We start from the raw sequence: 23,863 nt of genomic DNA, 5'->3' as shown, positions 1-23,863 counted from the left end.
TTTGTCACGCAAATACACTCCCTCTCGAGCAGCCGGGCCGGGTTCGACACTCTCCCGTATATCCACTCTGCCGACAGAGGAACCCTTTATTTTGATCACGATCGCCTCGGTGCCCACTAACCACCGATATATCACCAATCTCGAACCGGACACCGTGGACATGGGTGAGCCGGCCTGTCTCCGGCTACCCGATCCACGGCCGGTCGACGCCGAGGAGACAGACGCCCGGTGGTGGCCTCCTCGGTGGCTCGAACCTCGATGGTTGACCGAGCACATCGATACCTTCGACGTGTTCCATCTTCACTTCGGGTTCGATGCGGTCGAGCCTGCGAGGCTGGCCGCAATCGTCGAGATTCTGCGCACGCACAACAAGCTTTTCGTGCTCACCGTGCACGATCTGCACAATCCACACTTCGCGGACAACTCCATGCACCTGGCACAACTCGACATTCTCGTGACTGCCGCGGACGACGTCATCACTCTCACTGACGCCGCTGCCGCGGAGATCACTGCACGATGGAACACCCCTGCCACTGTGCTGCCACATCCCCATGTCGCTCCGCTCGACCTGATCGGGCAGGCGCGGGCGGACCACGAGCGGGAGTTCGTCATCGGGATTCACGCGAAAAGCCTTCGTGCAAATCTCGATCCGCTGGCGGTCATGGACGTCGTAGTCTGCACCGCAGCAGAACTCGGAAACACACGAGTGCAACTCGACATCGACGAGGAGGTGTTCGCCCACCGTGATCAGCGGGGAGCAGTCGGTGCAGCGTTGACTGCGTACAACAGATTCCGCAGCGTCGACGTTCGGGTGCATCGCCGCTTCGACGACACCGAATTGTGGCGCTATCTGAGAGAAATCGACGTGTCGGTACTACCGTATCGATTCGGCACACACTCGGGCTGGCTCGAAGCATGCTACGACCTTGGAACCGCCGTCGTCGCCCCGGACTGCGGATACTACAGCGATCAGAAACCCTGTATTACATATGAATTCGGGATAGACCGATTCGAACCCGATAGCCTTGCGCAGGCACTGCGGGATGTCCACGCCTCCCGTAACCGGACTCCGGCCGCATCCAGAGCCGAACGGGAACGCGAACGCACCATGCTCTCCCGAAAACACTACGAAATCTACGAACGTGCTCTGTCGCGAGGTAGCCGCGTCCTGACCGAGGCCCGCTGATGCGACCATTACGCATTGCGCTACTCGGTTCATCGAATTTCCCTATCGCCGAACCGTTTGCCGGGGGTATGGAGGCGCACATCTGGCAACTCGCCCACACCCTGACCGAACGCGGCCACATCGTGACGCTTTTCGCCGCAGAGGGGTCTTCGGTCGAGGTCACCGGCGGAAATCTCAGGGTCGCACGACTGGAACTGAGTGCGATTTCCAAAGCGGACATCACCACACCAGCGCTGGCAGTGAGCGAGCATCACGCGTACCTGTCGGTGATGATGGATCTGGCTTCGGACCTGCGAGACTCCTTCGACATCATCCACAATCACAGCCTTCACTACCTGCCCATTGCCATGTCTCCGACAGTGCAGACGCCGATGCTCACCACGTTGCACACTCCCCCATTCGCCTGGCTGGAGTCGGCCATCGCTGTGTCGGCGAGTCCTGCGTCGTCGTTCGTCGCGGTCAGTGAGCATGCCGCTCGCCAGTGGGCACCCGTGCTCGGTGAGGTTCATGTCGTTCCCAACGGCATCTCGACGCAGCGGTGGCCGGAAGGACCCGGCGGAGACTATGCAGTCTGGTCCGGCCGTATGGTGCCGGAGAAGGCACCCCATCTTGCGATCGATGCCGCGCGTATGGCCGGAGTTCCACTTCGTCTCGCCGGACCTGTCTCGAATACCGAGTACTTTCGGGACCACATCGAGCCGCACCTCGACGACTCGGTGACCTACGTCGGTCATCTTCGTCAGCGGGAGCTCGCGACACTCGTCGGTGGCGCCGCAGTCGCTCTGGTTACGCCCGTCTGGGAAGAGCCCTACGGCCTGGTCGTCGCCGAAGCCTTGGCGTGCGGAACCCCCGTCGCCGCTTTCGACCGTGGCGGGATTCCGGAAATTCTCACCCCCGCCTGTGGCCGTCTCGCTACCGCAGATTCGGTGGAGGATCTGGCAATCGCGCTCGTCGACGCCGCAGCACTCTCGCGGAGCGATGCCCGGGCCCGTGCCGAAACTGCATGCTCGGAAACCGTGATGGTGGACCACTATTCGGAGCTCTACGAGCACATGGTTCGCGAAACGACGGTTCGTCGAGGTGCGGCATGATCGGGTACTACGCGCATCATCATGGATCGGGACATGTGACTCGTGCGGCGTCGATCGCCGCTGAGCTCGAAGAACCGATGACCGTACTGTCTTCGCGCCCGCGATCTTCCGAACACGCTCACCTCGACTGGTTGCCGTTGCCTCTCGACGTGGACTCGACGATGGGCGATCGAGCGTCCGATCTCGACTCGACTGCATCGGGGGTGCTCCATTGGGCACCGATCGGTGTCCGCGGCCTCACCGAGCGCATGGCGATGCTTGCCGAGTGGGTCGCACGAACACATCCACGGCTCGTCGTCGTCGACGTGTCCGTCGAGGTAGCCCTGTTCGTCCGGTTGCTCGGAATTCCTGTTGTCGTTGTCGCCATGCCCGGTGATCGAACGGACGAGCAACATCAGTTGGTTTATCGGATCGCAACAGCAATCATCGCCCCGTGGTCCAACAATGTGTACGACCCGGCCTCGCTTCATGCGTTTTCCACCAAGACCACCTACGTGGGGTCGATCAGTCGTTTCGCTGGGCGACCGCGCACTCCGAACACGACAACCGAGCCGAATGTCTTCGTTCTCGGTGGCGCGGGCGGGACGTCGCTGACGAAGAAGGATATCGACGAAGCGGCCGAACTCAACTCCGAATTCACCTGGACGGCAGCGGGACTCGATGCACGAACATGGATAGACGATGTCTGGCCGCACTTGTGTGCGGCATCGGTGGTGATCACCCATGCTGGGCAGAATGCACTCGCCGACGTGGCATCTGCGGCGGTGCCTGCAGTCGTCGTGCCCCAGGATCGGCCCTACGGTGAACAGGACGCGACCGCCGACGCACTAGCAGGGGCGGGAGTGGCCGTAGTCGCGCCGTCGTGGCCTTCCCCCGATCGTTGGCGGGCCCTGTTGGCGGAGGCGGTACGCCTGGGGTCGGAGGGCTGGCATCGCGTCGAAGCGTCCGGTGCCGCCTACCGCGCAGCGCGACTGCTGTCCGAGACGGCCGCAGTATGAGGACATCCGTGATCACCGTCGTGTCAGGGCGGCACGAGCACCTTCGGGGACAACTGCGTGGCCTCGCCCAGTCGATGCTCGAACCCGAACAGCACATCGTCGTCGCCATCGGCGACGGCGAGATCGCTCGTGTCGTCGCCGACACGGAAAGCACGGCGCAGGTTGTCGACCTCGCCGCACCCCAAGGCAGGCTTCCGATCGGGCAGGCACGAAACGAGGGCGCCCGAGTGGCATTGGACGGCGGAGCCGATCTTCTCGTCTTTCTCGACGTCGACTGCATTCCGTCACCCGAACTGCTTACGCGCTATCACGATTGCGCAACACAGCCTGATCACCGCACATCGTTACTCTGCGGACCGGTTACTTACTTACCCGCTCGAAGCTCGGCGTGGGCGATCGAGGAGTTGCAAGCCCACACCGACCCTCATCCGGCGCGTCCGAATCCGGTTGCTGGAGTGGTCGAGACAGGCAAGAATTTCGATCTCTTCTGGTCACTGTCCTTTGCTCTGTCGACCGATACCTGGAACCGTATCGGCGGATTTCACGACGAGTATGTCGGATACGGCGGCGAGGACACCGATTTCGCAGCTGTAGCTCGCTCGATCGGAGTCGGGTTGCGTTGGGTCGGCGGCGCGCATGCTTACCATCAACATCACCGCGTCTCCTCACCGCCGATCGAACACCTCGACGACATCGTCCGCAATGCGGCTCTGTTCCATCGCCGTTGGAGCCGGTGGCCGATGGCAGGGTGGCTGGACGAGTTCGAGCGTGATGGCCGCATCGTGCGCAATCCCGACGGATCCATCGATCGCATTGCATGAACCACTCGACTACGGGGTAAGCCGTACGTGCTCTGCACTGAACGCAGGTGCCCACACAGGATGCGAGGTCCGTACGATGAATCGAGTAATCAACATCGGCGCGTCGGCACCAGCGGCGCGAGCTGTGACAACCAAGCGGGAATGGGCAGCAGACCTCAGTACCCAGCGGTTGTACGCGCTGCTCAAGCTGCGCGTGGAGGTGTTCGTGGTGGAACAGGCTTACTTCTACCCTGAGCTCGACGGTGAGGACTTACGCTTGCTGACCAGGCACTTCTGGCTCGAGCGTGACGATGAAGTCCTGTGCACGTTACGACTGACCGAAGAGGGCAACGGACCTGATCGGGTGTTGCGCATCGGCCATTTGTGTACCCGACGCTCCGAACGCGGGAAGGGCCATACCACCCGCCTGCTCCAGGCAGCCTTGGCCGATGTCGGTTCGGCCAGATGCCGAATCGATTCGCCGAGCTACCTCGTGGACATCTACTCCGGGCACGGATTCGTGCCGTGTGGGGACGAGGTCCTCGACAACGGAGTTCCTGTCATCCCATTGGTGCGAGAATCCAAGTGAATGTGGAAGTTTCGGTCGAACTACGCCCAGCAGGCGCGGCTCGACCGGGTAGATTGGACTCGTACGCGCAGTAGCGAACTGGTGAAGCCCGCTTCCCGACGATATTGATGCTGTACCCCTGAAGGATCTGGTCGCGAGAGAGTCGAGAACAACATGCAGTGGTGGGGATGGGTTATCGTGGCCCTGGTCGTGATCGTGGCGCTCGTGGCGCTCGTGCTGGCCGTTCAGGCCAAGCGCCGATCCGGCGGTGTGATCATCACTGGCCGGCCAGGCAAGACCGGAAGGTCGAGAAAACCATGATCGAACAGTTGATGCGGTCCAGTGAGATCGCCAAGCGTCCGGTTGTGACTTTCACCGGTGAAGATATCTCACAGATCAAGGACATCATCTACGCCCCCGACGGCGGAGCCGTCGCCGGTTTCACTCTCGCCGGACGCGGATTGTTCTCCGGTCCCCGGAAAGAGGTTCTTCCGTGGCGGTCCGTTGCAGCACTGGGGCCCGACGCAGTGATGATTCTCCGCGAGGACATGCTTTCCCCGGCAGGCGAGATGTTCACCGCTCCAGACTCCGGCGACGACACTCCACAACCCTCACATGAGCGGCGTGGCGACATCCTCGGCTCCAACGTCCTCACCGACTCCGGTATCGAATTGGGCACCGTTGTCGACGTCATCATCGAGGTCAGTGGCCGCTACGGCGGAAAGTGCGAAGTAGTGGGCTACGAAATCAAGTCCTCGGAGGCGATGAAGAACAAGGGCACAACGGTGCTCATTCCGTTGCCCGACACACTCGCCGCATCCGGGGAGCATCTGATGGTGCCCGCCAGCGCCACCGACTTCGTGCGTGATGATCTCGCCGGGTTCGGTGCCGCCGTCGACGCATTCCGCGCGCAATTGGGGGGTACGAACTGATGTTGTTCTCCGAGTCCACCGGCCGCAAGGTGGTCAGCACAACCACCGCCGACACGGTAGGCACCATCGCCGGGTTCTTTGTCGATCCACACAACCGCGCAGTTGCCGGGGTTCATCTCAAGAAGGCCAAGTCCGGGAACGCGCTCGCGTGGTCGGGGATTTCCGCGTTCGGAATCGATGCGGTCACCATCGAATCCTCGGACTCGATCGTCGATGCCCATGACGAGGCGTCGCTCTCGGCGCTGGAAGGAAAGACCCACGACGTTCTCGGAAAGCGTGTACTCAGCACCGGTGGTGTCGAGCTCGGAAAAGTCGACGACGTCGATTTCGATCCTGAAACGGGAGCGATCACCTCGCTCATCGTCGGCGCCGAGCAGATCGAGGGACGCGCCCTGATCGGAGTGGGATCGTACGCAGTGATCGTCGACCACCGACAGCAGTGAATCGGGCCTCCCACATGTGTGAGTGGCCCGATTCACGTACGGATATGACAGAGAGTGTCAGCTGCCTTCGGTATCGCTGACGAATGCCCACTCCCCGTCGTGGTCGACCTCGAGGCGCCAACCCAGTTCGGAATTGTCGGCCTTCTTGTCGATGAACCAGGCATGTGCGTCGTCCGCACTGTCTATGTCTTTGGTTTCGACGACTTCGCCTTTGGGATCCAGAACTCTGTAATTTGCCATATCTGCATGTACCCGCGATTCGCTCGAATTCAAACGTGGTTTGTCACCCGGGGTCCGGGGTAAATCAGAGCAATGAACGACGCCAGCCCCACGACCATCAGCAGGCCGTACCCACTCGGTGCATCTCTACTCTCCACGGGCGGGGCCGACGTGGCCGTGTACTCCGAAACCGCCGACTCCATCGCTGTCGTTGTCGTCGACGAGAACGGTGCCGAAGTCTCCTCGACCACGCTCGATAGCCGAACCGGCCATGTATTTCACGGGATCGTCGAGGATCTGACAGCGGGTTCGCGCTACGGACTGCGGGTAGAAGGACCATGGGATCCCGAGTCCGGTCTACGCCACAATTCACACAAGCTCCTCCTCGACCCCTACGCGAGGGCAATAGCCGGTGGAGTCGAGTGGAACGAGTCGGTATTCGGCCACCACCACGACGAGCCCGAAACTCGCAACGACGACGACTCCGCGGCCTCGATGCCGCTGTCGGTGGTCTCGGCATCCGAGTTCGACTGGGGCAGCGATGCCGCACCTCGAATTCCGTTGGACCGCACGGTCGTCTACGAAGTTCACGTGAAGGGTTTCACTGCCACACATCCCGACGTGGAGGAGTCCATCCGCGGAACCTATGCAGGGTTGGCCCATCCCGCAGCGATAGCCGAGCTTGTCGAACTGGGCGTGACTGCCGTCGAACTGCTTCCCGTTCATCAATTCGTCCAGGACTCCCATCTTCTGGAAGCGGGCCGTCGAAACTACTGGGGATACAACTCGATCGGCTTCTTCGCCCCGCACAACGAGTACAGCAGTGCCGGTGACACCGGAGGGCAGGTGGACGAGTTCAAGACCATGGTGAAAGCTCTCCATGACGCAGGAATCGAAGTGATCCTCGACGTGGTGTACAACCACACAGCCGAGGGAAATCACCTGGGACCGACGTTGTCGCTCAAGGGAATAGACAACAGGTCCTACTACCGATTGGTCGAGGACGACAGGGCGTCGTACTTCGACACCACGGGAACGGGCAACAGCCTCAACGTCGGCCACCCAGCCGCACTGGCTCTGATCATGGACTCCTTGCGATATTGGGTCACCGAGATGCACGTCGACGGATTCCGATTCGATCTTGCGAGCACGCTTACCCGCCAGGACTCCGATCTGGACAAGCACAGCGCATTCCTCGATCTGGTTCACCAGGACCCGACACTCGCGCCGGTCAAGCTCATCGCCGAGCCTTGGGACACCCACGGTTATCAGGTAGGTGGATTTCCCGCTCGCTGGTCCGAATGGAATGGCCAGTTCCGCGACGACGTTCGAGACTTCTGGCGCGGTGAACCCGGATCGCTGGGCGCCTTCGCACAACGCATCACCGGTAGCCCCGACGTCTACGAGGCCAGCCGTCGGCCGACCTTGGCGAGCGTCAACTTCATCACCGCGCACGACGGCTTCACCCTCGCCGACCTCAACAGTTACGACGACAAGCACAACGAGGCCAACGGCGAAAACAACGAGGATGGCGAGTCCGACAATCGTTCGTGGGGTTGCGGAGCGGAAGGCCCGACCGAGGACGAGGGCATCCTTGCCCTGCGCGCGCGGCAACAACGAAATCATCTGGCGACGTTGTTGCTGTCTGCCGGTGTGCCGATGATCCTCGGTGGCGATGAAATCGGCAGATCGCAGCAGGGCAACAACAACGCTTACTGTCAGGACAACGAGCTGTCGTGGTTCGACTGGGCGGGCGCCGATCTCGATCTCCGCAACTTCACCCGCGAGCTCCTACGCATGCGCCGTGAGCATCCGGCACTGCGTCCGAAGTGGTTCCGGCACGACAGCGACAGCAATGCCGAAAACTCTGTGGACTTCTACCGGGCGGACGGCGCCAAGCTCGGCGCGGAGGATTGGGAGGACGGCACCGCTCTGTCGATGCTCGTGCGCATGACGGCGCCCGAGGACGACACCACCTTCGCCTGGCTCGTCAACTCTTCCTCCGGCCCAGTGGACTTCTCACTGCCGGAGGGAAAGTGGGCGCAGAGTCTATCGAGTGACCCCGATCAGGCCTACGAAAGCGAAGGCCCGACAATTCTGATTCGTGAGCACTCGTTCACCCTCCTGGCAGCAGAAAACTAGAAGGCGGGACCTAGAACCACTCGGGATTCATATCCAGGGTCGTACGGTCCAGGGACGCCAAGAGGTCGAATTGCGGGCCTGTCTTCGGTAGCTCGTAGCCGAAGAAGTACCGAGCGGCTTGACGCTTGCCGTCGTAGAAGGCTCCGGTCTTGTCTTCAACGGCGGTGAGCTGCTCGAGCCACATCCAGGCAATCACCACATGCCCGACGGCTTCGAGATACACGGTCGAATTCGCCAGTGCCACAGCAGGATCACCCGTCGACCACAGTGCTGCGGTGACCTCGACCGTGCGGTTCCATGCCGCTTCCAATTCACCGGCGAATTGGGCGGTGTCGGGGCTCAGCGGCCGGGCCCGTTCGACGGTAGCCAAAATTTTGGAACCGAGGAGCGCCACCCCTGCCCCCGCCTGCATGGTTACCTTTCGGCCCAACAGATCGAGTCCCTGAATGCCGTGTGTCCCCTCGTGAATCGGATTGAGCCGATTGTCGCGGTAGTACTGCTCGACGTCGTAGTCACGGGTGTAGCCGTACCCGCCGTGAATCTGGATCGCCAGACTGTTGGCCTCGAGACACCACTGCGACGGCCAACTCTTCGCGATCGGCGTCAACACATCGAGCAGTAGCGTCGACTCCGCCTTGACGGTGTCATCGGTCGTCGAATCCTGCTCGTCGACGAGCCTGGAGCAATAGAGACCGAGCGCAAGCGCTCCCTCCACATATGACTTCTGTGCCAACAACATTCGCCTGACGTCGGCGTGCTCGACGAGCGGTACCGCAGGAGAGGACGGATCCTTGGACCCCAGCGGCCGACCTTGAGTGCGAACCTTCGCATACTCGAGCGACTTCAGGTATCCGACGTAACCCAACGCAATTGCCAGGAACCCGACCCCGATTCGCGCCTCGTTCATCATGTGGAACATGTAGGAGAGACCGCGATGCTCCTCCCCGACGAGGTAGCCGACCGATCCGTCGAAAGCGAGAAGGGTGTTGGTCGTCCCTCGGTTGCCCATCTTGTGGTTCAAACCGACGAGAGTCACCTCGTTGCGGTCCGCGTTCGGCAGCAGCTTGGGGACGATGAACAGCGAGATGCCCTTGACTCCCGCTCCCCCACCTGGAATTTTGGCCAACACGAGGTGGATGATGTTCTCGGTGAGTTCGTGGTCGCCTGCCGAGATCCACATCTTGGTTCCGGTGATCCGGTAGCTGCCGTCGTCCTGCTTCTCGGCCCGGGTCGTGATGTCGGCGAGCGAGGAACCCGCCTGCGGCTCGGACAGGCACATCGTGCCGAAGTACTTGCCCTCCAACATCGGACGCACATACTCGTCGATCTGCTCGGCGGTTCCGTACGTCGAGATCAGATTGGCATTGGCGACAGTCAGGAACGGGTACGACGCCGTCGACGCATTGGCCGCCTGAAAGTACGCCATCGATGCGCGAGCGACCGTCGTCGGCAGTTGCATACCGCCGACGCTCTCGTCGAACTGACTTGAAATGAGCCCGGCAGAGGAATATACGTCCAGTGCGGCCTTGACCTCGTCGATCATGTCCACCGAGCCGTCGGGACGCATGGTCGGCTCGTGCGCATCGGACTTCTTGTTGTGCGGTTCGAAGTGCTTGTGCGCAATGTCGGAACATAGGTCCAGTACCGCGTCGAACGTCTCCTTCGAGTGTTCGGCGAACCGCGCGCGGTCCGTCAGCGATACGACGTCGAGCCACTCGTAGAGCAGAAAGTCGAGATCGCGGCGAGAGAGTACGTCGGTCATGTCATGCCTCGTGTCGGAAAGTCGCAGTGGGAACTATGCAAGTGCATAGTTTCTATGCACCTGCCTATAATCGACCCGGCACCCGATCGTGTCAACCCTGGACATGGAGAGGAGGGATCGCGCGAGAAATGAGTGTCGACGAAGTGAGCACCTCCAAAGCCGCCGCCCGGATCAGAAGCGCTGCCGTCGAGATTTTCGCTGCCAAGGGGTACGGCGCGACGTCGACGCGCGAGATCGCCGCAAGCATCGATCTCAGTCCCGGGGCTATGTACCCTCATTACAAAACCAAAGAGTCGCTACTGTTCGACGCGAGCCTCGACGGACACCGACGTGCGCTCGCCGAAACGAAACAGGCCGATATCCACACCGACCCGCCGCCGGCTCGACTCGCATCCACAGTCCGCGCGTACGTCCGGTTCCATGCCCGTCATCACGCATTGGCACGGGTCATCCAATACGAACTGCGGTCGCTCACACCCGAGCACTTTCGCACGATCGCCGCTGTTCGACGGGCCACCTCCAAGGTGTTCACCGACATCATCGACGCGGGCGTGAGCTCCGGAGATTTTTCGGTCGCCGATACCGGCGCTGCCACGTTGGCGATCACCTCGCTCGGAATCGACGTCAGCCGATGGTTTCCTAGTAAGTCGTTCTCGGACCCGGACATCCTGGCCTCGCGTTATGTGGAACTGGCGCTTCGGATGGTCGGCGCACCGCCGTCGTAGTTTCCACGGCAAGCCGGCTCGTTCAGATAGCTATCGACTCACTCCGACGACAGCGTAGGTTGCCATTGGTGTGGGTCACGCACGACGATCGGGAGTGAGTTCGGGTCACCTGCAGGCCAACGTGCTGGAGATTCACCGAGCGCATGCAAGCGTTCCATTTGCTCACGACACCAAGGCGATACCGCACCCCCCTCGGCAACGAACCTCGAAAACTGTTGCCAGGGAACCCAATCGGCGCGTGAAACCTCTTCGGGATTCGGTTTCGGAGCGGGCCCGTCGTAGACGACGCCGAACACCGGACACAGTTCGTTTTCCACGATTCCGTTTGCCATGACGGCTCGATACCGGAAATCGGGTAGCAGCAGCCGCACGCCTCCTGCCTCGATTCCCAACTCCTGACTCAACCTGCGCAGGACCGCATCGCCCAGATTCTCCCCTGGTCCCGGATGCCCGCAGCAACTGTTGGTAGTCACCCCCGGCCAGGTCGACTTGTGGTGGGCACGCTCGGTAACCAGTACCTCGTCCTTGCCGTTGAACACGTAGCACGAGAACGCCAGATGCAGCGGAGTCGTCGTCGTATGCACTGTCGACTTCGCCTGCGTTCCCAACTTCCGACCGGCATCGTCGAGGAGGACGACCTCCTCGGTCAGCATCGGGCACTGCCGGTGGATGAGGTGAGGGGCGCGCAAGCTATCCGATCCATAACATCATGTTCCCAGACCCCGCCACATTCGAAACATTTCGGCACCGGTCGGCGCGTTCTCTTTCATTCCACGGTCGAAGACCACACCATGCGTGGGCGGAAAAGTTCGATGTTTGTAGTTACCGACGGAACGGGTAGTGCGATACGCAGGCGGGGCCGTGTTGGTTCACTTCGCCGCCGGAGCGTCCGGGCAGGTTGAGCACACAGCCTCCCGGTCGTTCTTACTCCCGGACACCGATGGAGCGGACGTCGCTGGAGAACTCGACGCAAATGTGAGGTCCAGAGCCGCCGAGAGATCGGCGATCAGATCGGCCGGATCCTCCAACCCGACGGAGAATCGCAAGTGTCCGAAGGTCCGGAAGGAATCCGGATATCGGGCGACCCGCGCACCTTCGGTTCCTACATGCACGATCAACGACTCGTCGTGGCCGAGTGATACCGCCGAGGTGATCACTCGAAGATTGGCGACGAACACGTTGTGGGTATCGGAGTCGGCGTCGATCGCAAAAGCCATCATCGCGCCGAACCGACCATCGAACTGGCGTGCGGCGACCTCGTGCTGAGGATGCGATTCCAATCCCGGATAGGCAACGAACGCCACCCTCGGATCGTTGTCGAGAAACCTGGCGATGGTCGCGGCAGAGCTCGTCTGCTGGTTCACTCGAAGTGGAAGCGTGATCGAGCCACGACTGATCAGCCAGGCATTGAACGGTGAGATGACACCGCCGACATCGACCATTGCGTCGTTCTTGATCCGACCGATGAGCGCGCTCGATCCGATGACCGCACCACCCATTGCGTCACCGTGCCCGTTGATGTACTTGGTCAGCGAATGCACGACCAGATCTGCGCCATCGGCGAGCGGTCGATACATCGGAGGCGGGGTGAAGGTCGAGTCCACCGACAACAGGACATCTGCGTCGTGGGCTACCCGTGCGATTGCCGCGATGTCGGTGACCTTGGTCGTCGGATTCGCGATCGCCTCGACATGCACCAGAACGGTGTTCTCGCGCACAGCGGCCGCGACCGCGGCGGCGTCCGAACTGTCGACGAACGTTGCTTCGATTCCATACTTCTGCGGCAGTAGCTCCGAGAACAACCGGAAGGTCGCTTCGTACGTGACATCGCCGACGACCACGTGGTCACCGGAGGAGAGAAATGTGAAGAACACCGCATGCAGCGCGGCCACTCCGGATGCGAGAACGACGGCGTCCTCACCGTTGTCGAGTGCCGCCAACTTCTCCTGCAACGCAATCTGATTCGCACCGGAATTGCGCGTGTAGAGCGGCACGTCGGTGGCCGACCAACTCAACGAGGACGGATCCTCGGGTAGTGCATAAGAGTTGGCCATGACGATGGGTTGCCTGATCGCTCCCGAACCACCGTCTGTTCGATTGCCCGCATGTACCGCTTGCGTGGGGAACGCCAGTGTCGATGGGTCTTCTTTGTCGGGACGCGATGTCATACCGAGAAATCTATCGAACACCAGACCGCGCGTGCGTTAGCGGCGTGAGAGAACGACCACCGGGATCTCGCGGTCGGTCCACGCCTGATAGTTGGCAAAGTCTGCATATCTATTCACCAGTAACGGCCACAGCCGCGCACGCTCGCTGGAGTCTGCTGTGCGTGCATGCACGTCACGTCGCTCGGAGCCGATTTGCAGCCACGTATCCGGGCTCGCCATCAGATTCGAATACCACTGCGGGTTCTTGGGCATTCCGCCCTGCGAGGCCACCACGATCACGTTGTCGCCATCGAGCAGATAGATCAGCGGAGTGGTGTACTCGGTGGCCGACTTTCGGCCTCGATGCCCCAGCAGGAGCACTGGCACCGGCTTGCGGAATCCGCTGCCGATACGCCATTTCCCACCGATCCGGCCACCGGTGCGTCGGTACAACCAGACCTGAGCCTTGGCGCCGTATTTCATCACCGAGGGAACGATCGGTGAGTCGAGATGGGATGGCCGTGCGGGAGATGTCGTCACGTCGGGCAGTCTAAGGCCGCGAGGCCGCAGCCGTCGATGATCCTGTTGAGCTCTACCCGTTTCTTTAAGTAACTGGTAATCTCCGTAACAGTTACATTGGTAGAACCTCGACGAAGGGATGCACCCGCGATGAACAGCACCGTCAGCTCGATCGACACCATCGAAGCCGAGGATGTCTCAGCACGGCTGCTCGATTCCGCCGCGCAATTGTCGTACGACCCGGCCGAGGAAGTCGCCTGGGACGAACCCCTCGACCCCGCCCTTTTCGGCCTCAATCCGGAATGGAGCACTCTCTACGGCACCGCGATGTGGGAGGAGATGACGCAGGAACAGCGCGTCCTGCTCACCCGCCACGAGGTGTGCTCGATCATGAGCACCGGAATCTGGTTCGAGATGATCCTGCAACAGATGGTTCTTCGCGACCAGTATTGCAAGGACTCGTCGAACTCCGACTTCCAGTTCGCGTTGACCGAGATCGCCGACGAGTGCCGACACTCCATCATGTTCGCTCGTGCGTGCACGACCATGGGCATCAAGGCGTACCTACCGCGCCGGATGAGCATCGAACTCGGCCGCGGCTTCAAAGCTATTGCATCTGCCGAAGCCGCCTACGGCGGAATACTGGTGGCCGAAGAAGTTCTCGACGTGATGCAACGCGATTGGATGCGCGGCGAGAACGTCCTCCCGCTGGTGCGCACCACCAGCAAGATCCATGTAGTCGAAGAATCGCGACACATGACCTTCGCCCGTGCGCAGATGCGTGAACGGATTCAAGGCAAGAGCGTCGCGCGGCGTAAGTCGAGTGCGCTGGTCGTTGCCATCGCCGCTCGCATCATCGTCTCGAACATGGTCAACAAAGGGGTGTACGAGGCTGCAGGTCTCGACGCGAATCGTGCAATCAAGGAGGCCAAGAACAACGCCCATCACCACACCATGATGCGAACCAGCAGCGAACACCTGATGGCTTTCCTGCTGGACTGCGGCCTGATCACCAAGCCGGCGGAGGCTATTTATCGTCGGCTGCACATGCTGTGAAGAAGGACTGACGATATGGCTTTCGCCATCACCCAGAACTGCTGCAACGACGCGTCCTGCCTGTCGGTCTGCCCGGTCAACTGCATTCATCCGACACCTGATGAGCCGGATTTCGGCAAGACCGAGTTGCTGTACATCGACCCACGCTCCTGCATCGACTGTGGGGCATGCGCCGATGCATGTCCGGTCGACGCGATTGCCCGCGTTTCGCGTCTGACACCGGAGCAGTCGATCTACGCCGACATCAATGCGGACTACTACAAGGACAAACCGACCGATCCGGCATGGGCACCTCCGCGGTTTCCGTCCCCGGCGGTGAACGAACTTCGAAAAATCGATGTCGCGATCATCGGAACCGGCCCGGCTGCCTGTTACACCGCGCAGGCACTCCTGCGGCTTCCGAGCAGCCGGGTGACGTTCTACGACCGCCTGCAGAGCGCAGGTGGATTGGCTCGCTACGGGGTGGCACCCGACCATCTCGGAACCCGCCGAATCAACGAGCATTTCCGCAGCATCTTCGCGCACCCCCGCGTCAGCATGAAGCTCGGCGTCGAGGTCGGAGTCGACATCGACCAGCAGGCGCTGTCCGAACGCTACGACGCCGTCGTGTACGCCGTAGGTGCGGAGAACGATCGCCCCCTCGACATTCCCGGCCTCGACCTGCCCGGTTCGATCAGCGCTCGCACCGTAGTCGGTTGGTACAACGGCCATCCTGACATCGCCGCCGATGCCGTCGACCTGACCGGCGTTCGGAGCGTCACGATTTTCGGCAACGGCAACGTGGCCCTCGATGCGGCGCGCATCCTCACCGCCGACCCGGACGATCTCGCATCCACCTCCATCGCACCCCATGCCCTCGCGGCGCTCCGAGCGCACCGGGTCGAGGAAGTGGTCGTTCTCGCTCGTCGCGGTCCTGAGTTCGCCGCATTCACCCGTTCCGAGTGCCAGGCGCTGATCGACCGCCCACACGTCGATGTGGTGGTAGCCGGATCGCCGGAGACTTTGCCGATGATCGACGCGCTTCCCGCCTCGGCTCCGGCGTCGGCGTTGCGTGGCGCGAACGTCGTCGAACTGGGTTCACCGCATTCTTCGCGCCGGATCGTCTTCGCTTTCGGACGGGCACCTCTCTCCGTTCACGGCGACAACCGTGTCGAGTCGGTCCTCGTCGGAACCGGAGACGATGCACGATCGATTCCCACCGAGCTGGTGCTACTCGCGATCGGATATCGCGGAACACCTTCTGCGGGAGTTCCTTTCGACGAGCATTCTGGGACGATCAACAATATCGACGGCCGAGTGTCCGACCACGATGGAACACTCGTAGCCGGTTGTTACGTGGTCGGTTGGGCCAAGCGTGGCGCCACCGGCGGAATCGGCGACAACAAGGTCGACGCCGAACTGACTGTGGACGCGCTCGTCGAGGACGTCGCAGCGCGCAGTCCCCGACGAACTCGCGACTGGTACCGAAGACTTTCTGCATCAGCGAAAACTCTCGAGGACGTCGTTATACTCGATCGGTGAGTACTTCTGAGATCGCGACCGTATTGGCCTGGCACGACGCACTCAACGCGAACGACGTGGACACGGTATTGGCTCTGTCGAGCGACGATATCGAGGTGGGCTCGGCCGATGGGGCCGCGCAGGGGCTCGAGCACCTGCAGGAGTGGGTGCGCACTCCGGGAGTGACGCTCACTCCAGGTGCGATGTTCTACCGGGACGGCGTCGTTGTGGTCGAGGAATCAGCAACCAGTGGTGACGAGTCGGCGGGAACCACCATTGAGGCCGCCAGCTTCCGAGTCGTGCACGACCACGTCACGTCGATCTTCCGTCATACCGACCTCGAATCGGCCCTCTCTGCCACAGGTATGTCGGAAAGCGATCGGGTGGCCGAAAGCTGACTCGCACGAAGCACTCTCACCTGGGATAGGCCGAACGGTGCGGTGCCCGTTCTACGGGATCGGGCACCGCACCGTCAGCGAGATCAGTCGTCCCCGCGGGGAGGCGGCTCGACATCCACGCCTCCGCCCCGGTGCTCGGGCCCCGCGTCAGGATGGTTCGCCGGAACACGGCTGCGCGAATTGGCGGCTTCGCTGTCGTTGAACTTCCTACGCCAGGATTCTTCGGGCCGGTAGGGGCCGGGCTTCGGCCGAACCTTGCCACCGGGCAAAGCGAGTCGGGCGATCGTGCGGTGCACCATCCCCCACTGCTGCATCAGCGGTCCACTGTTGTACGGCAGCTGGTACCGCTCGCAGATGTCCTTGATTTTCGGAGACACTTCGGAATACCTCGTACTCGGCATATCCGGGTACAGATGGTGCTCTACTTGGTAACTCAAGTTCCCGCTCATCAGATGGAACAGTGGACCGCCATCGATGTTGGCGGCCCCGACGAGTTGGCGAACGTACCAGCCGCCGCGGGTTTCGTTCTCCACTTCTTCTTCACTGAACGTGTAGGCCTGATCCGGGAAATGCCCGCAGAAGATGATGCCGTGTGACCAAACGTTGCGAATGATGTTCGCAAAGAAATTCGCGGCAAACGTTGCGACGAACGTGCTTTCCACGCCACTGAAGCGAGCATCGAGCACATTGGCTACGGCGTTGTTCTTCCCGAATCGTGTCGACTTACGCAACCGCGCAGCCACTCTCGACTTCTTGCTCTCGCGCAGATGCCCTCCGGATATCAGCTGCGCCAAGCCAAATGCGCCCGCACTGATAATTGGCCAGCCAACATAGTCCTTGACGAACTGCCGACGTGCTTTGCCTGCAATCCCCGCGAGATCTGCCAGCAGTTCCTTCGGCGACTTATCGCCGTGTCGCAACGCATCGAGGTCCAGATCATGCAGGGCCACCCCCCATTCGAAGAACGCCATGAGGAGAACGTTGTAGAAGGGCTGCGCCAGATAGACCGGGTGCCACTTCTGCCGCGGGTCGATACGCATGATCTCGTACCCGAGGTCTTTGTCCTTGCCGCGAATGTTCGTATAAGTGTGGTGCACGTAATTGTGTGAGTGCTTCCACGATTGCGCCGTCGATGCGGTGTCCCAGTCCCACACCGAAGAGTGGATCTCCGGATCGTTCATCCAGTCCCACTGCCCGTGCATGACGTTGTGGCCGATCTCCATATTCTCGAGGATCTTCGCAATTCCGAGGCACGCCGTGCCCGCCAGCCAAGCAGGCTTGCTCGTCGAGCCGAGCAGAAGTACGCGCCCAGCGACCAGAAGTTGGCGTTGTGCCGCGATCACCGAGGTGATGTATTTTCGATCCTTCGCACCCAGGCTCGCGTACACCTCGTCGTGAATGGCGTCGAACTCTTTGGCCAACTCGGCGATGGTCTCCTCGCTCAGATGTGCCAGCGGATTGACCGGCTCCGTGCGGGTCGAGTGGTCGATGGTCATAAAAGTCCCTCCGGAGATCTCATAGCTCGATTTCGATATCGCCCTCGGCCGTGTTCACACAAATTCGCACGGCTTGTCCCGTTGGTTCGGACACATCCCCATTGCGCAAGTCGCGTAAACGCCCAGACCTCAACGTTCCGACGCAGGTGTGGCAGATCCCGATGCGGCAGCCGAACGTCAGGTCGAGGCCTGCGTCTTCACCGGCTACCAATATCGTGGTTCCGCCGTCGCACTCCACGTTCTTGTCACTGTTGACGAACCGGATAGTGCCGCCCTCGCCGTCCTCGGAATTACCACCGATGACTGGCTGAAAGCTTTCATGATGGAACCGTTCGTAGTCCCCTTCGTCCTTCCAGTAGGACCGCAGGTCGTCCAGATGCTCCCCCGGACCGGAACAGAACGCCTCACGCTCACGCCAGTCCGGAACGAGTTCGTCGAGCTCGGCAGCTTTCATTCGACCTTCGTCGCTGGTGATGCGCAGTTCGAAACGAAAGCCAGGATGCTTCGCTTCCAGTTGGGCAAGGGTGTCGGTGAACATCAACTGCTCACGGCTGTGAACCGAGTGGACTACGACGATGTCTTTCAGGTGATCGTGGTGGTCCAGGCTTCGAAGCATGCTGATGATCGGTGTGATGCCACTCCCCGCACTGATGAACACCATCTTCACCGGTAACGGATCGGGAAGCGTGAACTCCCCTTCGACCTCACTGAGCCGGACTATGTCGCCGGCCCTGATGGTGCCGACCAGGTAGGGCGACACCGTGCCTTCCGGGACAAGCTTGGGACTGACACTCACCAGGCCGTCGACCGGGTCGGGATCGGAGGTGATCGAATACGCTCGCCAGTGGTACCGGCCGTCGATGAGCACTCCCAACCGTACGTACTGCCCCGGGGTGTGGCCGGCCCATTCGAAGCCTGGTCGAATGTAGACCGACACCGCCTCCGACCCCTCCGGAGAGACTCGCTCGACCTTGCCACGCAGCTCACGGGTGGTCCAGAGCGGATTGATCATCGAGAGATAGTCGTCCGGTCTCAGCGGATTGAACAGTAATCGGACAGCTCTCAGCATCGTCCTGCGAACTATCGAAACCTGGGGTCTGGCCCCGCGCTCTGCCACGATGTACACGTTAACCTCGGTCACGCGTGTTTTGTGTTGGATTCGCGAATCGGCTGAACCGACGGCGTCGCGGAACGGTCGGTATTTCATTGCAGCGCAGGGAAATACACAGAATCAACGACCCCCATCCCAGGCGAAAACCACCCACCGCCATCGACTTCGAAAAGGGACATTTCGACAGCACCCTGCGAACACGCGCTCCGGTGAGCCCACCAACAAACACCCAGTGATGCGCATCACTCTCGCACTCTGGGTGTTTGTTGTAAATATCGACGGGTAACGCACTACGCAGTGCCATTGACTACGTGGGGGGCACACCAGAAACGAGAGACCCACACAACCGAAAAGGAGCGCACGATGGCTACATCCACCCTGCTCGCACAGTTGCGGGCCGTTCTCCAACTGACCAACACCGAGATCCAGACAGCTCAGACCCGCACCGCTCAAGCTCGCACCGAAGCAGTCCGGACAGAGCTCGAACAGAATGCGTCGAACGGCCGTGACCGCGCCGACGCCATCGAATCCGCACTTCGTGATCTCGGTGGCCTTCCTGACGTCGTCGGACCGCTGGTCGGACGCACCCTCGCACTCTTCAAGACCCTCGGCGAGCAGGCCCAGCCCTTCGACGAGGCGCTTCTCGGAGACCTTGCACTCGAACAACAGCTGCTCGGCCGCGCTAAGTACATCAAGGCTCTCGCGACCGCCGCCCACGAACCCAAGGTGGTCGCTCTGGCCGACCGCTTGATCACCGCACACAGTGCCACTGTGGATTGGCTCGAAACCGTCCTCGCCGAAGACGCACTGGGCGGCCCTGCAGCCTTGCGCCGGTCACCTCTGCAGGCTGCAGCGGGCGGCGCCGTCAAGTTGGTCAATGCTCCCGCGACGTGGTCCGCGCGCAGTCTCGATCGAGCACTCGACGCGGCCCGCGGCACACCCAATCGGGTGAGCGAGCTACTCGGTCGAGGTGCACACGCGGGCGATGTTGCAGCAAAGACTCTCGCCGCCAGCCGCGACGCAGCCCTGGAAGCTGCCGAGGGTGTCACTCGCGAAGAGGGCGCTGACGGGGTAGCCGACGCTATTCATTCTGCACGGGCAGCGGGTGGCATTCTCGATCCCGAGGAGCTTCCCATCGATGGCTACGAGGATCTGAATGTTTCCGAGTCCGTTTCTGCGATCAAGGAATTGGATGATCCGTCGGATATTCGCGTCGTGCTCGCCTTCGAAGAAGCGCACAAGAATCGTCACGGGGTCGTATCCGCGGCCCAGACACGGCTGGCTGCAATCGCCAAGGAAGTTGTCTCGACGCCCTGATCGATGATGTTTCGAATAATGGAAGCCGGCCCGAGCTGATCAGCTCGGCCGGCTTCCATCATTGGTGAGTCGACACGGTTTCCAGAATCGACGGACGGGTATGTCCGAACCGTGCACGTACGTAACGATTCACCAGCCCCGGTCGACGCCGACCCCGACGACCCTCGCAAGCCGGAGTCACCGGCCGAGCTGACCAAGCCCTCATGGTTGTTCGTCGTTCGCAAGACTGCAAGAGAGTTTTCGCGCGATCAATGTACCGACCTCGCCGCGGCGCTCACCTATTACGCTGTGCTATCACTGTTTCCGGCGATGCTCGCTGTCGTGTCGCTACTGGGAGTGTTCGGCCAGGGCCAGGCAACGGTGGACGGAGTACTCGAGGTCGTTGGCAATCTCGGTCCGTCCTCTGCGGTGGACACGCTGCGCGGACCTATCGAGCAATTGGTTCAGGCGCCGGCTGCCGGGTTTGCGCTTGTCACCGGCCTGTTGGGCGCATTGTGGTCGGCCTCAGGCTACGTGGGAGCATTCGGGCGGGCGATGAATCGGATGTACGAGGTCGACGAGGGGCGGCCCGTCTGGAAGCTGCGGCCGATCATGCTTGTGGTGACGTTGGTTGCCCTCGCGCTGTTGGCATGCGCTGCGGTGATGTTGGCTTTGAGCGGCCCGGTCGCCAAAGCAGTGGGCGAGACCGTGGGGCTCGGCGAAACCGCGTTGACTGTCTGGAACATCGCCCGTTTCCCGATCGTCCTGGTACTTGTCGTTCTCGCCGTAGCCGTTCTCTACTACGCAACCCCGAATGTCCAGCAGCCCAAGTTTCGCTGGATCAGCGCAGGCGCTGGCGTCGGCATCCTCGCGTGGATTCTGGCATCGGCAGGTTTCGGGTTCTACGTCGCCAACTTCAGCAGTTACAACAAAACCTACGGGTCGCTCGCGGGCGCGATCATATTTCTGCTGTGGCTGTGGATCACCAACCTGGCGTTGCTGTTCGGAGCAGAACTCGATTCCGAATTGGAGCGAGGCCGTCAGCTACAGGCAGGAATGATCGCCGAGGAGCAGCTTCAGTTGCCGCCACGCGATACGCGAGTCTCGGACAAGAACGCCGAAAAAGATGCCGAAGCGATCGAACAAGGCCGCCTGTTGCGCACACAACACAATCCCGACCAGTCTGAGGACGCCGACTCTCCCATCGGCACGAAAGGAGCAACCGTGACAGACCGACCCGACACCGGACCCGACCACCTACGGCAGGCAAGTAGGAGCGAGGTTGCAGATCTGTCCACCGTCCAACTCGTCGAGCGGCTCACCCAGCAAGTCTCGACCCTGGTACGCACCGAAATCTCGGCCGGTCTGGATGAGGTGAAAACCAAAGGCACCCGCCTGGGAATCGGAATCGGGATTTCCGGCGCCGGCGCGTTACTGCTGTTCTTCGGGCTTGCCACCTTCATTGCAACGGCTGTTCTCGGTCTGTCGACCGTGCTGGATCCCTGGCTCGCCGCGTTGATCATCGCGGCGGCGGTGACCCTTGTCGGTGCGATTCTTGCCCTCTTCGGAGCCAAGCGCGCGAAGAACGCGCTCCCTCCCGTTCCCGAAGACACTGTGGCCAGCGTCGACAAAGACATCAGCGCAATCAAGAAAGGCATCCGATGACCGGAAAACACTCCAACGAAGCCCAGCCATCGAACGAGCAGACACCCAGCGTCGACGAACTACGTGCCGAACTCTCGGAAACCGTGGCAGCGCTCGCAGCAAAGGCCGATGTCCCTGCCCGCGTCCACGACAGCGCGTCGGCAAGCGTCGAGAAGGCCAAGACCACTGCGGAATCCAATCCGGGAATCGTTGCTGCGCTGGCAGCAGCCGCGATCGGCGCAGTCATTGCATACGTCGTCGTCCGGCGACGCAGGTCGAGACGAGGAGTCCTCCGATGAGCGCGGTATCGAAGACGATGTACAAGCCACTGTCGTTGGCAATGAGCGTGCTCGGCGGAGTTGTAGCCGGAATGGTGTTCAAACAGGTGTGGAAGCGTATCGGGGACGACGACGACAAAGCCCCGGACCCGAAGGATCTCGGACGCTCCGCGCGGGAGGTGTTGATCGCTGCGGCAGTTCATGGCGCTGTGTTCGGGCTGGTGAAAGCTGCTATCGATCGCGCAGGCGCCCACGGTTATCGCGCTTTGGCCCACGAAGACCCCACGTGAAGGACCACACCGCTACCTTCTTCGACGTTGTGATCGTCGGCGGTGGAAACGCCGGTATCAGCGCGGCCGCACGCCTCATGCGCAAGGGAATCGATTCCGTCGCGGTGATCGAACCCCAGCAAGTTCACACCTACCGACCGCTGTTGTCCTATGTCGGTGGCGGCCAGGCTTCGTTGAGCAGCGCACAACGCACCCAACGATCGGTGACGCCGCGCGGATGCACGTGGATCGAGGACTCGGTCACCGTCGTCGACGCTGCGGAGCGCACCGTGACGTGCGCGTCCGGGAGACGCTACCGATACCGCGACCTGGTGCTGGGTCCCGGTTTGGTTCCGGATGCCGATGCGTTGCCGGGCATCTACACTGCGCTCGACTCGCCTGAGGTGGCCAGCAACTACCTCGACCGTGCTGAGAAGACATGGGTACTGGTAGAGGCGATGCCCAGTGCCGGTCACGCAGTATTCACCGTGCCCAGGGCTCCGGTCAGTTGTACCGGTACGACGCTCAAACCTTTGTTCCTCGCGGTCGCTCACTGGCGACGGACCGGGCAGTTGGACAGCATCGAGATCACTCTCGTCGTCGACCGCCCCCGCCTCCTGGGGGTTCCAGACCTGGACGCTCGGCTGCTGAGCCGCTTGCGAGAGCTCGGGGTCCGGATACTGTCGAGCACGACGGTCACGTCGCTGGAACCGGACGAACGCCGAATCACCGTGACGGATGTCGACGGCAACGCCGAGAAACTGCAGTACGACTTCCTTCACCTGGTGCCGCCCTTCCGAGGCCCACAGTGGTTGCACTCCTCGGATTTGACCGGCGACAACGAACATGGATTGGTGGACATCGATCCGCTGACCTTCGCGCATCGCACGCACCCGAGCGTATGGGCAGTCGGAGACGGCGCTGCTGTGCACACAGATCCTTCGGGTGGCGCACTACGCCAACAGGTTTCGATATTGGTCGACAACATGCTGGCGGCTCGCGCCGGCACCGAGCTGTCCTCGTACGACGGGTACACCGTCGCCCCGGTGACGGTCGACGCACACCGGCTCATTGCGGGAGAATTCGACCGGACGGGTGCGGTGACCTCGTCACTTCCATCGTTTCTCGATCCGCTCACTCCCCGCCGAATTGCTTGGGCTTTCGATCGGTACGTACTACCTCGGGTCTATTGGAATTCGATCTTGAAAGGACGCCTCTGACCGCGATCGAGTACCGGACCAATCACTCAGCCGTCGGTGCTCGCAGGGCAGCAACGCGGGCCT

The 23,863-nt window shown here is 61.5% G+C and carries 24 protein-coding genes; 17 read left to right on the top strand and 7 right to left on the bottom strand.

All coding sequences use genetic code 11. The annotated features are described in order from the left end of the window. Nucleotides 1-109: 109 nt before the first annotated feature. The 7 genes from ABIB36_RS20450 (at nt 110) to ABIB36_RS20420 (ending at nt 6,018) form a co-directional block, all read left to right on the top strand. Complete coding sequence (locus ABIB36_RS20450; protein WP_354562943.1) at nt 110-1,186, top strand: glycosyltransferase family protein; 1,077 nt, start codon at nt 110-112, stop codon at nt 1,184-1,186. Next, on the top strand, nt 1,186-2,277 hold the full coding sequence (locus ABIB36_RS20445; protein ID WP_502944958.1) for a glycosyltransferase: 1,092 nt from the start codon (nt 1,186-1,188) through the stop codon (nt 2,275-2,277). Before ABIB36_RS20450 ends, ABIB36_RS20445 begins: the two co-directional genes overlap by 1 nt. Beyond that, the gene (locus ABIB36_RS20440; protein WP_354562945.1) at nt 2,274-3,275 is read left to right on the top strand and encodes a glycosyltransferase; all 1,002 of its coding nucleotides are present in this window, start codon (nt 2,274-2,276) and stop codon (nt 3,273-3,275) included. The genes ABIB36_RS20445 and ABIB36_RS20440 overlap by 4 nt, the downstream gene beginning before the upstream one ends. Continuing rightward, nucleotides 3,272-4,096: a glycosyltransferase family 2 protein gene (locus ABIB36_RS20435; protein ID WP_084347980.1), complete on the top strand. Its 825-nt coding sequence runs from the start codon at nt 3,272-3,274 to the stop codon at nt 4,094-4,096. The genes ABIB36_RS20440 and ABIB36_RS20435 overlap by 4 nt, the downstream gene beginning before the upstream one ends. A 76-nt stretch (nt 4,097-4,172) precedes the next feature. Beyond that, a complete protein-coding gene (locus ABIB36_RS20430) occupies nt 4,173-4,664 on the top strand; it encodes a GNAT family N-acetyltransferase (protein ID WP_084348097.1) in 492 nt (163 codons plus the stop codon). A 296-nt stretch (nt 4,665-4,960) separates the two neighbouring features. Then, nucleotides 4,961-5,575: a PRC-barrel domain-containing protein gene (locus tag ABIB36_RS20425; RefSeq protein WP_084347978.1), complete on the top strand. Its 615-nt coding sequence runs from the start codon at nt 4,961-4,963 to the stop codon at nt 5,573-5,575. Beyond that, nucleotides 5,575-6,018 (top strand): PRC-barrel domain-containing protein, encoded by a 444-nt coding sequence (locus ABIB36_RS20420; protein WP_354562949.1) that lies wholly within the window; start codon nt 5,575-5,577, stop codon nt 6,016-6,018. Before ABIB36_RS20425 ends, ABIB36_RS20420 begins: the two co-directional genes overlap by 1 nt. 57 nt (nt 6,019-6,075) lie before the next feature. Here ABIB36_RS20420 and ABIB36_RS20415 read toward each other — a convergent pair whose 3' ends face one another. Next, nucleotides 6,076-6,258: a hypothetical protein gene (locus ABIB36_RS20415; RefSeq protein ID WP_084347974.1), complete on the bottom strand. Its 183-nt coding sequence runs from the start codon at nt 6,256-6,258 to the stop codon at nt 6,076-6,078. A 72-nt stretch (nt 6,259-6,330) separates the two neighbouring features. Between ABIB36_RS20415 and glgX the strand changes: the two genes are divergently transcribed. After that, complete coding sequence (glgX, locus tag ABIB36_RS20410; RefSeq protein WP_354562952.1) at nt 6,331-8,379, top strand: glycogen debranching protein GlgX; 2,049 nt, start codon at nt 6,331-6,333, stop codon at nt 8,377-8,379. 10 nt (nt 8,380-8,389) lie between these two features. Here glgX and ABIB36_RS20405 read toward each other — a convergent pair whose 3' ends face one another. After that, nucleotides 8,390-10,141, bottom strand: coding sequence for an acyl-CoA dehydrogenase (locus ABIB36_RS20405; protein WP_354562954.1), 1,752 nt, complete (start codon nt 10,139-10,141; stop codon nt 8,390-8,392). A 128-nt stretch (nt 10,142-10,269) separates the two neighbouring features. On the opposite strand from ABIB36_RS20405, the gene ABIB36_RS20400 reads away from it, so the two are divergent. Beyond that, complete coding sequence (locus tag ABIB36_RS20400; protein WP_354562955.1) at nt 10,270-10,866, top strand: TetR/AcrR family transcriptional regulator; 597 nt, start codon at nt 10,270-10,272, stop codon at nt 10,864-10,866. A 38-nt stretch (nt 10,867-10,904) separates the two neighbouring features. Here the strand turns inward: ABIB36_RS20400 and idi are convergent, their stop codons facing one another. From idi to ABIB36_RS20385, 3 genes are all read right to left on the bottom strand, one after another. After that, nucleotides 10,905-11,519: an isopentenyl-diphosphate Delta-isomerase gene (idi, locus tag ABIB36_RS20395; RefSeq protein ID WP_354563009.1), complete on the bottom strand. Its 615-nt coding sequence runs from the start codon at nt 11,517-11,519 to the stop codon at nt 10,905-10,907. A gap of 216 nt (nt 11,520-11,735) precedes the next feature. Then, the gene (locus ABIB36_RS20390) at nt 11,736-13,034 is read right to left on the bottom strand and encodes a trans-sulfuration enzyme family protein (RefSeq protein WP_354562956.1); all 1,299 of its coding nucleotides are present in this window, start codon (nt 13,032-13,034) and stop codon (nt 11,736-11,738) included. 36 nt (nt 13,035-13,070) lie between these two features. Beyond that, on the bottom strand, nt 13,071-13,496 hold the full coding sequence (locus ABIB36_RS20385) for a nitroreductase family deazaflavin-dependent oxidoreductase (RefSeq protein WP_084348096.1): 426 nt from the start codon (nt 13,494-13,496) through the stop codon (nt 13,071-13,073). Nucleotides 13,497-13,682: 186 nt separating this feature from the next. On the opposite strand from ABIB36_RS20385, the gene ABIB36_RS20380 reads away from it, so the two are divergent. From ABIB36_RS20380 to ABIB36_RS20370, 3 genes are read left to right on the top strand one after another with little or no spacing between them, the layout of a single operon-like run. Next, nucleotides 13,683-14,588: an AurF N-oxygenase family protein gene (locus ABIB36_RS20380; protein ID WP_354562959.1), complete on the top strand. Its 906-nt coding sequence runs from the start codon at nt 13,683-13,685 to the stop codon at nt 14,586-14,588. A gap of 15 nt (nt 14,589-14,603) precedes the next feature. Then, nucleotides 14,604-16,109: an FAD-dependent oxidoreductase gene (locus ABIB36_RS20375; protein WP_354562961.1), complete on the top strand. Its 1,506-nt coding sequence runs from the start codon at nt 14,604-14,606 to the stop codon at nt 16,107-16,109. Beyond that, the gene (locus ABIB36_RS20370) at nt 16,106-16,486 is read left to right on the top strand and encodes a nuclear transport factor 2 family protein (protein WP_354562963.1); all 381 of its coding nucleotides are present in this window, start codon (nt 16,106-16,108) and stop codon (nt 16,484-16,486) included. Before ABIB36_RS20375 ends, ABIB36_RS20370 begins: the two co-directional genes overlap by 4 nt. 83 nt (nt 16,487-16,569) lie before the next feature. Here the strand turns inward: ABIB36_RS20370 and ABIB36_RS20365 are convergent, their stop codons facing one another. Then, nucleotides 16,570-17,982, bottom strand: coding sequence for a fatty acid desaturase family protein (locus ABIB36_RS20365; protein WP_084347956.1), 1,413 nt, complete (start codon nt 17,980-17,982; stop codon nt 16,570-16,572). 19 nt (nt 17,983-18,001) lie between these two features. Then, entirely contained in the window at nt 18,002-19,099 is a 1,098-nt protein-coding gene (locus ABIB36_RS20360; RefSeq protein ID WP_179142354.1) for a ferredoxin reductase, read from the bottom strand. A gap of 357 nt (nt 19,100-19,456) precedes the next feature. On the opposite strand from ABIB36_RS20360, the gene ABIB36_RS20355 reads away from it, so the two are divergent. From ABIB36_RS20355 to ABIB36_RS20335, 5 genes are all read left to right on the top strand, one after another. Further along, nucleotides 19,457-20,410 carry a hypothetical protein gene (locus ABIB36_RS20355; protein WP_084347954.1) on the top strand — a complete coding sequence of 318 codons (954 nt, stop codon included), beginning with the start codon at nt 19,457-19,459 and terminating at the stop codon, nt 20,408-20,410. A gap of 111 nt (nt 20,411-20,521) precedes the next feature. Then, on the top strand, nt 20,522-22,054 hold the full coding sequence (locus ABIB36_RS20350; RefSeq protein ID WP_354562966.1) for a YhjD/YihY/BrkB family envelope integrity protein: 1,533 nt from the start codon (nt 20,522-20,524) through the stop codon (nt 22,052-22,054). Next, nucleotides 22,051-22,332: a DUF3618 domain-containing protein gene (locus ABIB36_RS20345; RefSeq protein WP_084347950.1), complete on the top strand. Its 282-nt coding sequence runs from the start codon at nt 22,051-22,053 to the stop codon at nt 22,330-22,332. Before ABIB36_RS20350 ends, ABIB36_RS20345 begins: the two co-directional genes overlap by 4 nt. Further along, nucleotides 22,329-22,601, top strand: a complete 273-nt coding sequence (locus ABIB36_RS20340; protein ID WP_084347948.1) for a DUF4235 domain-containing protein — start codon at nt 22,329-22,331, stop codon at nt 22,599-22,601. The genes ABIB36_RS20345 and ABIB36_RS20340 overlap by 4 nt, the downstream gene beginning before the upstream one ends. After that, nucleotides 22,598-23,800, top strand: coding sequence for an NAD(P)/FAD-dependent oxidoreductase (locus ABIB36_RS20335; RefSeq protein WP_354562969.1), 1,203 nt, complete (start codon nt 22,598-22,600; stop codon nt 23,798-23,800). The genes ABIB36_RS20340 and ABIB36_RS20335 overlap by 4 nt, the downstream gene beginning before the upstream one ends. Nucleotides 23,801-23,863: the final 63 nt, after the last annotated feature.

The sequence above is a fragment of the Rhodococcus sp. UYP9 genome, assembly GCF_040547235.1.
Classification (GTDB): domain Bacteria; phylum Actinomycetota; class Actinomycetes; order Mycobacteriales; family Mycobacteriaceae; genus Rhodococcoides.
The sequence above is the reverse complement of the archived record's forward strand: the minus strand, read 5'-3'. Positions and strand labels throughout refer to the sequence as shown.